The 9,691-nt window shown below is 67.4% G+C and carries 9 protein-coding genes; 4 read left to right on the forward strand and 5 right to left on the reverse strand.

The annotated features are described in order from the left end of the window. Window positions 1-361 precede the first annotated feature (361 nt). From ACFC4D_RS09805 to ACFC4D_RS09825, 5 genes are all read right to left on the reverse strand, one after another. A complete protein-coding gene (locus tag ACFC4D_RS09805) occupies window positions 362-1,105 on the reverse strand; it encodes an anti-sigma factor domain-containing protein (protein WP_376062413.1) in 744 nt (247 codons plus the stop codon). Continuing rightward, entirely contained in the window at window positions 1,098-1,754 is a 657-nt protein-coding gene (sigK, locus tag ACFC4D_RS09810; RefSeq protein WP_375953047.1) for an ECF RNA polymerase sigma factor SigK, read from the reverse strand. Before sigK (ACFC4D_RS09810) ends, ACFC4D_RS09805 begins: the two co-directional genes overlap by 8 nt. Before the next feature lie 232 nt (window positions 1,755-1,986). Next, entirely contained in the window at window positions 1,987-3,258 is a 1,272-nt protein-coding gene (locus tag ACFC4D_RS09815) for a class I SAM-dependent methyltransferase (protein ID WP_376062414.1), read from the reverse strand. Next, window positions 3,255-4,022 carry a DUF1365 domain-containing protein gene (locus tag ACFC4D_RS09820; protein ID WP_376062711.1) on the reverse strand — a complete coding sequence of 256 codons (768 nt, stop codon included), beginning with the start codon at window positions 4,020-4,022 and terminating at the stop codon, window positions 3,255-3,257. The genes ACFC4D_RS09815 and ACFC4D_RS09820 overlap by 4 nt, the downstream gene beginning before the upstream one ends. A 25-nt stretch (window positions 4,023-4,047) precedes the next feature. Further along, complete coding sequence (locus ACFC4D_RS09825; RefSeq protein ID WP_376062712.1) at window positions 4,048-5,337, reverse strand: NAD(P)/FAD-dependent oxidoreductase; 1,290 nt, start codon at window positions 5,335-5,337, stop codon at window positions 4,048-4,050. A 373-nt stretch (window positions 5,338-5,710) separates the two neighbouring features. On the opposite strand from ACFC4D_RS09825, the gene ACFC4D_RS09830 reads away from it, so the two are divergent. The 4 genes from ACFC4D_RS09830 (at window position 5,711) to ACFC4D_RS09845 (ending at window position 9,482) form a co-directional block, all read left to right on the forward strand. Next, window positions 5,711-6,349, forward strand: coding sequence for a fasciclin domain-containing protein (locus ACFC4D_RS09830; RefSeq protein WP_376062415.1), 639 nt, complete (start codon window positions 5,711-5,713; stop codon window positions 6,347-6,349). Window positions 6,350-6,474: 125 nt separating this feature from the next. Then, complete coding sequence (gene sigK, locus ACFC4D_RS09835) at window positions 6,475-7,134, forward strand: ECF RNA polymerase sigma factor SigK (RefSeq protein ID WP_375955897.1); 660 nt, start codon at window positions 6,475-6,477, stop codon at window positions 7,132-7,134. Next, entirely contained in the window at window positions 7,131-7,880 is a 750-nt protein-coding gene (locus ACFC4D_RS09840; protein ID WP_375953043.1) for an anti-sigma factor domain-containing protein, read from the forward strand. Before sigK (ACFC4D_RS09835) ends, ACFC4D_RS09840 begins: the two co-directional genes overlap by 4 nt. Before the next feature lie 33 nt (window positions 7,881-7,913). After that, the gene (locus tag ACFC4D_RS09845; RefSeq protein ID WP_376062416.1) at window positions 7,914-9,482 is read left to right on the forward strand and encodes a molybdopterin-dependent oxidoreductase; all 1,569 of its coding nucleotides are present in this window, start codon (window positions 7,914-7,916) and stop codon (window positions 9,480-9,482) included. Window positions 9,483-9,691 lie beyond the last annotated feature (209 nt).

Below are 9,691 nucleotides of genomic sequence, written 5' to 3' on the forward strand. Positions count from 1 at the left end.
CCATCGAGAACCCGCGGGCCTCTCGTCGTGTGGAGAAGGCTGACCCTAGGGCGGATGGCGCATATCGGCAGCGCGTAGGCTACGAACCCGGCACCTGTTTGGCAACGGTAGCGGCTGGCTATATCTCAATCATGCGCGAACGAATTTCATTGCCACCGCGTGGTTTTCCAGACATTGGTACCGAATGGAAGTACAGTGACTGCTGTGGCGAACATTGAGCCAACCAAGGGTTACAGACTGGCAACCGAGACGGCGGCGCGGGCATGAGCCACCGCCGCAGCCGCCCCGAAACATCGGTCCGCGCCGCGTGATCGCCAGGCTTATGACTTCGACCACATACGGCGCGGTTCGACGCGCGGCACTAACGCAACTGCACCGCCACCAGGGGATCGGTGGTGGGTTGCGGGGAGCCACCCGCGGGTTCGACGGAGAGCGCGAGTTTGTCGGCATCGGTCAGCGGCATGAGCATGGGGTCGCGCGCGGTGGGCAGGGTCGCCAGCACCGCGAGTGAATGAGGTTGCGCCCCAGCGGGAATCACCCATAGCTGATAGGTGCGCCCGGTGGCGGGCGGAGGCACCGCGGCGAACGATACCGCCGCGGTATTCAGATCCCGTGACGCGCTGACCGTAATGGTCCCGCCCCCTCCGACATCCACGGTGGCCGTGCGGGTGTCGGAGTGGGTCTGGACCTTCTCGGCGGTGACCGCGCCGGAATCCGGGGAGTCGGAGCGGAACACCGCCACCGTCACCCCGAGCGCGATGACGGCGATGAGCGCCGCGGCGGCTGCCAGCCACCCGACCCGCCAAGATCTACGGGCGGATGGCGATCCAGGTCCGCCTGTCCCGGAAGCGGATTCGGCCTGCTGCGCGTCGAGGGCGCGTTGCAGTGCGGTTTCCACCGCCGGTGGCGCGGGACGCGCGTCCACCTCGGTCATGGTGGCCATGGTTTCGTGGATATCGCGGACGGTCGTCCGGAAGGCGGCCGCGGCCGTCTCATCGGCGGTGCTCAGCAGCTGCTCGACGGCGCGCCTGTCGTCATCGGACAGGGCGTCGAGGGCGTAGGGGTACGCCAGGTCGAGCAATTCGGTGTGTGGGTGCTCAGACATCGTGCGTTGATCCTGTCAAACAGTTCTGCAAGCGTTTGAGACCGTCGCGTATGCGTGTCTTGACGGTTGAGAGCGGAATGCCCAGATGTGTCGCGACCTCCGCGTAGGTGCGCCCGCCGTAGTACGCCAGCGCGAGGGTCTCACGCTGGGTGTCCGTCAGCGTGCGCAGGCAGTCCACTACCGCGCGTTCTTCCGAGCGCTGGCCGACCGTCTCGGCCACGATGTCGTGGTCACGGCCCAATTCGCGATGCCCGTAGGCGATATCGCGGGTGTACGAGCGCGATTCCACACGCACGCGATCGACCGCGCGCCGATGGGTGAGCATCATGAGCCAGCCGATGGGGCTGGCGAGCCGCCGGTCGTACTGTGCGGCGGCGTTCCAGACGTACAGATACACCTCCTGGGTGATCTCCTCGGCCACGTTCTCCCGGCGTAGGACGCGCAATGCCAGCCCGAACACCCGATCGTGGGTGGAGTGATAGAACCGGGTGAAGGCTTCACGGTCCCCGGCGGCGATCGCGGTGAGCAACGTGATGAGACGGTTCTGCGCCTCGGGATCCGGTGCGGGCCGCGGCGTGGGACACGACGGATCCTCGGCGGGCCCGGCGCTATCGGTATGAATGGTGTACAAGCGGTGTTCGTCCGCCATGTGGTGGATTCTCCGTGGGGTTCGGCAACTCGACGATGGATCGTGCGGTCCGGACGCTCTCCCGAAGAGTAGTTCCACTTCGTGACGCATGGAAACCATATCGGCTGAGTTCATCGCGCCGGCCTCGGGCGGCAGTGGGCGGTGCGCCGCCGATGACCCCGATATCCGGGCCGGTCGGCCCCGGTTTGCTCGGGCCGCCGGGCGATCATCGGCAGTCCGCGATCTCGGACGCTCACGACTGTTCCTCCGGGCGATCGAGCACGATATGCCGGACATCGAGATAGCCGGAGCGGAATCCGGCCTCGGAGTACGCGAGATAGAACTGCCAGATGCGCCGGAAACGACCGTCGAACCCGAGCGATTCGATATCGGCGGTCCGACTGTCGAAGCGTTCGCGCCACAGCCGCAGCGTTTCCGCGTAGTGCGTTCCGAAGCCGAACTCCGAGCGCACCCGCAACCGGGTATGCCGGGCGGCGGTATCGGCGATCGCCTCCGAGGAGGGCAGGAAACCGCCCGGGAAGATGTACTTCTGAATCCAGGTGTAGGTATTGCGGGTGGCGAGCATGCGCCGATGCGGCATGGTGATGGCCTGCAACGCGATTCGCCCGCCCGGTGCGAGATAGCGATCCAGGCAGCGGAAATAGGTTTCCCAGTGCCGATATCCGACCGCCTCGATCATCTCCACCGAGACGATGGCGTCATAGCTGCCCTGGATTTCGCGATAGTCCCGCAATTCGATGCGCACCGAATCCGCGTATCCCGCGGCCGCGACCCGCAGCCGCGCGAGTTCCTGCTGCCGCGCGGACAGGGTCACCGAATGCACCGTTGCGCCCCGCGCGGCCGCGCGGACACACAATTCGCCCCAGCCCGTGCCGATTTCGAGCACCCGGCTGCCCGCGCGCACCCCGGCCGCGTCCAGCAGCACATCGATCTTGCGTCGCTGCGCCCGTGCGAGCCGCTCCCAGCGCGCCGGTCCGGCGGCCATTTCGGCGGGATCGAACAACGCCGAGGAGTAGGTCATGGTCTCGTCGAGGAAGGTGTGGAACAGCTCGTTCGACAGGTCGTAATGGTGTTCGATATTGTCGCGCGCGTTATCCGCGGTGCCGATCTCACCGGCGGGCGGTGCGGGCAGCAGCGCCCGGAAGCGTTGCAGCGCAGGCGGTATCAGGCGGGTCAGATCGGTGGCGAGTACGGTGAGCACGGCCGCCGGATCCGGGGCGGTCCACTCCCCGGCGGTATAGGACTCCCCGAAACCGATCAAACCGTGCCTGCCCAGCCGTGCGAAGAACGCCGACGGGTCGCGAATGATCATGCGCGGCAGCGGATCCGAATCGGCGTGCGCGCCGAGTACCGTGCCGTCGGGGAATTCCACGCGCAACGGCAGTCCGGCGACCGCGCGGCGGAAGAGCATGGCCACCACCCCGGCGCTGATGCGGGCGCGAGTCCCGCTGGGCGGCAGGGGATTCCGGTGTTCGTCGGTGGTGGTGTGCAGGCAGGAGGTCACTGTGCTGTCCTTCGGGATGATTCGGCGAGTGGCCGCGGTGCGATCGGAAGTCCGCGCGCCCACAGCGCCACGCCGTGCTTGCGGATGCGGGCCGAGATGAGCAGGGGCGCCAAAGGTGTGCGCAGATGGGCGCGCACCACCGTGCGCGCGGTCACCGGAACGCGGTGGCCCGAGACCGATGCGGTGAACGGCGGGCGATCCGCGCGCAGCAGCGCGATGCGCAGCGCGAGCGCGTCCTCGGGTTCGGGCAGGCGCAGCTGATAGCGGCCGTCGACCTCGTTGAAAGGTGAGACGTAGAACCGCTTATCGGTGTCCGCGCGGCCGAGTTCATCGGGCCGCACCAGGTAGGCGTGCCGCTCGCCATAGGTGTTGTGCACCTCCGCGATGACGCATCGCAGCGAACCGTCGGCCGCGTGACACCAGAAAACGGTGAGCGGATCGAAGACGTAACCCAGCGCCCGCGCGTTCATCAGCGCCGTGACGCGCCCGCCCGTGCAGTCGATGCCGTGCTCGCCGAGGAAGTCATCGACCCGCGCACGCAGGTCATCCCGTCGCGGGGGACCCTGCGCCGCATCGGTATTCGCCCGTGGCGGTGCGAGATGGTCCGCGGCGCGGAAGTAGCTGAACGGGCGCAGCGCGATCGGCAGCACCGGCGGCCGCTCGATATCGAAATACCAGCTGTACCCGCGATATTCGAACGAATGCCGCACCGGCTCGACGCGCGCATGCCGGATCCGCGTCAGGTACAGCGCGGGCTCGCGGATGTCGTTCACAACGCACCTGCCGAATTCATCGCGCACCCACCGCGTCCGCCGTGCGCCCCGGCAGCAGGATCGGCCACCAGCCGCCCAGGCGTTCGGCCGCGCGCAGACCGGACAGCGCGCCGTCCTCGTGGAAGCCCCAGCCGTGGTAGGCCCCGGCGAATGCCATTCGGTCACTGTCGATTTCGGGCAGCCGGGCCTGTGCCGCGACCGATTCGGGGGTGTATATCGGGTGCTCATAGGTCATTTCGGCGAGCACCCGGGCGGGATCGACGAGTCCGGAACCGTTGAGGGTGACCAGGAATCGCCGATCGCGAATATGGTCGAGCCCCATCAGCCGGGTCAGATCGTAGGTGACCACCACGTCCTCGGCGCTGCCCGGCTCCCGGACCAGGTAGTTCCAGGAAGCGCGGGCGCGCGGCAGCGTCGGCAGCAGTGATTCGTCGGTGTGCAATTGGGCGCGATTGATCGAATACGGAATGGATCCCAGCACCGCTTCGGCGAGTTCGCTCGGTTCGCTGAGCAGGGTCAGCGCCTGGCGCGGATGGGTGGCGACGACCGCCGCGTCGAATCGGCGCACCCCGCCGCGATCGGTCACCAGCACCCCGTCGGAGTCCTCGTGAATCGCGATTACGGCTGTGCCCGTGCGGATCTCGTCGATGGTGGCGGCGATCTTCTCCACGTAGCGGGCCGATCCGCCCACGACAGTGCGCCAGGTGGGCGAGCCGAACACGGTGAGCATGCCGTGATGGTCGAGGAACCGGAACAGATATCGCGCGGGATAGTGCAGCGCGACTTCCGGATCGCAGGACCACACCGCGGCCACCAGCGGCGTCATGAAGTATTCGGTGAAGTACGCCCCGAATCGATGCCGGGTCAGGAATTCCGCGAGGGTGAGTTCGCTATCACCGTCGCGTAACAGCTCGCGCGCGGCGCGATGGAATCGCGGCACTTCGGTGAGTAACCGCAGATAGCGCGGTTTCGCCAGCATTCGCGGGGCGGGGAATAGCCCGGATACTCCGCGCGCGCCCGCGTACTGGAGCCCGCGCGCGTCCGCGCGCACCGACATGGACATATCGGTGTCGTGGGTTTCCACGCCGAGTTCGGTGAACAGGCGCTGCAGCGTGGGATAGGTGCGGTCATTGTGGACCAGGAACGCCGAGTCGACCGATACGTGTTTGCCGGGAGCGAACTCCACCTCGTGGGTATGTGCGTGCCCGCCGAGTCGCGAATCGCGTTCGTACAGCGTCACCCGATCATGTTTGGCGAGCACATACGCGGCGGTGAGCCCGGCTACTCCGCTGCCGATCACGGCGATATTCCGGCCGGTACGACGGCTGTGATTCCGGCCGGTACGACGGCTGTGCGGCGCCGATCCCGAAGTGTCGTGAGCTGAACCCATACCCCGATTTCGACATGCCTCGCGGCCCGGTTTGGACGCGGCCGGAACTTTTTTACCGGATTCGGCGAGCGGGCTCTCACGAAAGATTTTGGAATCAGACCAAACCGGAGGAGGGTGCTGGGCGAAACCCTTTCCGCGCTCATCGGATACGGATGAGTGCCGGGGCACGAGCCGCCCCGCACCGGTCACCGGCCGACCATTCGCACCCCGACCAATCGGCCGGTGACCAGTGGCGGACTCGGGGGAGTTCGCGAAAACCCCTCCCTCCCTTATGCCTGAAGGAAATGACATGAAACTCATGCACCGTTCGCTCGTGTTCACCGCCGTACTAGCCGCCGCCACCGCCGGGATCGCCGGTTGTTCGAGCGACAAGTCCGACTCCAGCAGCGCCTCGACCACCTCGATGGCGGGCACCACCACCACCGCGGCATCGGCCGCCAACCTGGTCGGTCCCGGCTGCAAGGCCTATGCCGAGCAGGTCCCGACCGGCGCCGGTTCGGTCAGCGGTATGGCACAGGATCCGGTCGCCGTGGCGGCCTCGAACAATCCGCTGCTCAAGACCCTGACCGCGGCGGTCTCGGGTCAGCTCAATCCGCAGGTGAATCTGGTCGACACCCTCGACGGCGGGCAGTTCACGGTATTCGCTCCGGTGGACGCGGCCTTCGCGAAGATTCCGGCGGCGACCGTCGACGGTCTCAAGACCGATTCGGCCACCCTCACCAAGATCCTCACCTATCACGTGGTGCCCGGCCAGATCGCGCCCGACAAGATCGCCGGTGCGCATAAGACGGTCGAAGGCGCGGACGTGACGATCACCGGCAGCGGTGACACCCTCAAAGTCGGTGACGCATCGGTGATCTGCGGTGGTGTGCGCACCGCGAACGCGACGGTCTATCTGATCGACACCGTCCTGATGCCGCCCGCCTGAGTACTGGCCGACAGCTCATGGTCACGCACGTCCACCCCGTCCTCAGGAGGCGAGAGACAGATGTCGACGCCGCGAATCCCGTTCACCCCGGCAGGAACTGGAGGAATACCGCAGGTGCCAGCGTGATGGAGGAAGAGAATTCGCATGTCGTGCCCCTGCTCCGCGACCTCGGCGACGAGTCCGCCGCCGGACCCTCGTGTCCGGTCGGCGCACCCGAACGCGATGAGGAGCTGACCCAGCGCCTGACCGAACTGGTCGTGGCGGTGGGCGGCGGTGACCGGGACGCGTTCACCGAGCTGTATCGGCTGACCAGCCACCGGGTTTTCGGTCTGGCGCTACGCATGTCGCGCAATCGCGCGACAGCCGAAGAGGTCACCCAGGAGGTCTATCTCCAGGCCTGGTCCCTGGCCGCCCGCTATGACGAGCGGATGTCCAGTCCGATGGGCTGGCTGATGATGCTCGCGCACCGGCGCTCGGTCGATCGCATCCGGGTCGAGCATTCGGCCGCCGGACGCGATATCGCCTATGGCCAACTGCATTTGGGCCGCGATCACGATGTGGTGCTGGAGGCGGTGGAACAGCGTTTCGACGAGCGCGCGGTACAGGGCTGCCTGGCGACGCTCACCCCGATCCAGCGCGAGACCATCGCGCTGGCGTACTACGGCGGCCGCACCTATGCCGAGGTCGCCGAACAGCTGGGCACCCCGGTGCCCACCGTGAAAACCCGTATCCGCGACGGTCTCAAGCGCCTAGCGGCCTGCCTGACAGGAGGTGACCTCGGATGAGCACCATCGAGCGGCCGGACATGGATCTGCTCGAGCTCGCCTACCCGTATGCGATGGACGCCGTCACCGATTCCGAGCGTGGCGCCATCGAACAGCGGCGGGATCGCGCCGATCGGCTCACGGTCGCCGAATTCGACGCCACCGTGTCCTCGATCCGCGAGACGATGGCCGAACTCAGCATTGTCGACAGTTGTCCGGCCCCGGCCGATTTGGAAGATCGGCTCATGCGCGCCCTGGATCGGGTGATGGTGGCCGCCCTGGATCGCGATGATCGACGCCGAATCTGGGGGATGGGCCCCTTCTCCCGGCTGGATTGGCTGGCCGCGGCCGTCGTCCTGGTGGTGGCGCTCGGAATGGGCGTGGGCTTCATGGTCTTCCGGACCGGCGCGCACCCGACCGGTGATGTGCTGTCCGCGGCGATGATCGATCAGCAGCCCGATATGACGATTCGATTCGTTCCGGTCAGCACCGGCGGGCAACTCGAAATACATGTCTCCGCGGCGCTTTCCGCCGCCTCGGTGCGCTTTCGCGCGGTCCCGCAACCGCCGGACGCACATGCCTATCAGGTGTGGCTGGTTCCGCTCGGCGGTACCCCGCGCTCGGCCGCGGTGTTGTCCGGGTCCACCGGAGCGCCGCTGGTGACCCCGTTCCGATCGGTGGACACCCTCGCCGTCACCGTCGAACCGGCGGGCGGCTCCCCGGAGCCGACCACACCGCCGATCGCCAGTCTCAACCTCATCACCTGAGCCGGTAAATCCGGCCTACCGGAAGTAGCCGCCATGTCCGTCCCGAGCAGTACTCTCACAGCGCCCCAGCCGAATTCGCCGGTCGAGCGCGGTCATCGGGTCAGGGGCGCGGTGGCCGGGCTGCTCGCGGCGGCGACCGTGCTGGGCGTGGGTCATCTGGTGGCCGTCCTCATCGATCCGGCGTCCTCACCGTTCTTCGTGCTGGGCTCGACCATGGTCGATCACACGCCACATGCGTTGAAGGACGCCGCGATTCGGCGCTTCGGCAGCAATGACAAACTGGCGCTGTTCATTTCGATGGGTGCGGTGATGGCGGCCGGTGCCGCCGTGGCGGGCATGCTGGAGCGCCGGCGACCCGTGGGAAGTGTACTGCTGGTGGTGCTGGGCGTTGTCACCGCGGGGGCCGCGCTGCAGAGGCCCACGGCGGACATCCGGTTCGTGCTGCCCACCGCGGTGGGCATCATCGCCGGAATCATCGCGTTGCGCCTGCTCGTCGGGGGCGCACCCGCCCTGCGGTCACTCGAACCGGTCGCGGTGTCGCGGCGCAGGTTCCTGGCGACCGCGGCGGGTGTGGGCGCGCTGGCACTGGTCGCGGCGGCGGCCGGGCGGCAATTGGGCGCGCGGTTGCACGATGTGGTCGCCGATCGCGCGCGGTTCCTGCTGCCTCGCCCGAATCGGCCCGCGCCCACGGTGTTCCCGGAGGTGCAGGCCCAGGTGGACGGTGTCACACCGTTCGTCACCGATGCCGCCGATTTCTACCGGGTCGACACCGCATTGCAGCTGCCCGCGCTGACCAGCGCCGACTGGCGGCTGCGGATTCACGGAATGACCGATCGCACCGTCGAATTCGATATGGATCGGCTGCGCATGCGGACCGCGGTCGAGCGCGTCATCACGCTCACCTGTGTATCCAACGAGGTCGGCGGCAATCTCGCCGGGACCGCGCGCTGGCTGGGCTATCCGATCGCGGATCTGCTGGCGGAGGCCGGAATTCATTCGGACGCCGATATGCTGCTGTCCCGCAGTATCGACGGTTTCACCATCGGCACCCCGCTGGCGGCGGTGCTGGACGGGCGTGACGCCCTGCTCGCCGTAGGTATGAACGGCGCACCGCTGCCGATCGCGCACGGCTATCCCGCGCGGCTGGTGGTGCCGGGACTGTACGGGTATGTCTCGGCCACCAAATGGGTGGTGGATCTGGAACTGACCCGCTTCGATCGGGTGCGCGCCTATTGGACCGAGCGCGGCTGGGCCGATCGTGCCCCGATCAAGACGGCCTCGCGGATCGATGTGCCCGCCGCTTTCGCGACGGTCCCGGCGGGCGTGGTGATGGTGGCGGGGGTGGCCTGGGCGCAGGGGCGCGGAATCGATGGCGTCGAGGTGCAGGTGGACGATCAGCCCTGGGAGACCGCCACTCTCGCGAGCGAGTATTCGCTGGACACCTGGCGGCAGTGGACCTGGCGCTGGGATGCCGCGCCGGGCAATCACACCCTGCGGGTGCGCGCCACCGATCGTTCGGGGGAGCGGCAGACCGATCGGCGCACGCCGCCGTTTCCCAGTGGGTCCACCGGCTGGCACAGCCGGGTGGTGACGGTGCGATGAGGACCGCCGTCTAACCCTCGGAAATTCAGCTCGGCCGGGCGCTTCGCGCACCGGCCGATTCTTGCTGCGCCAGTGAAGGAATCGCGCCGTTTGCCGGAATTGACCGGCTTATCAAGAGATTTCGGACGAATACCAATCCGGCCGCCTGGTCTGGACGACTCCCTACTCGGAGCTTTGCGGATGTGTTGCTGGCTGCCTCGAGCAAGTTC

The sequence above is a fragment of the Nocardia sp. NPDC056000 genome, assembly GCF_042269265.1.
GTDB lineage: Bacteria > Actinomycetota > Actinomycetes > Mycobacteriales > Mycobacteriaceae > Nocardia.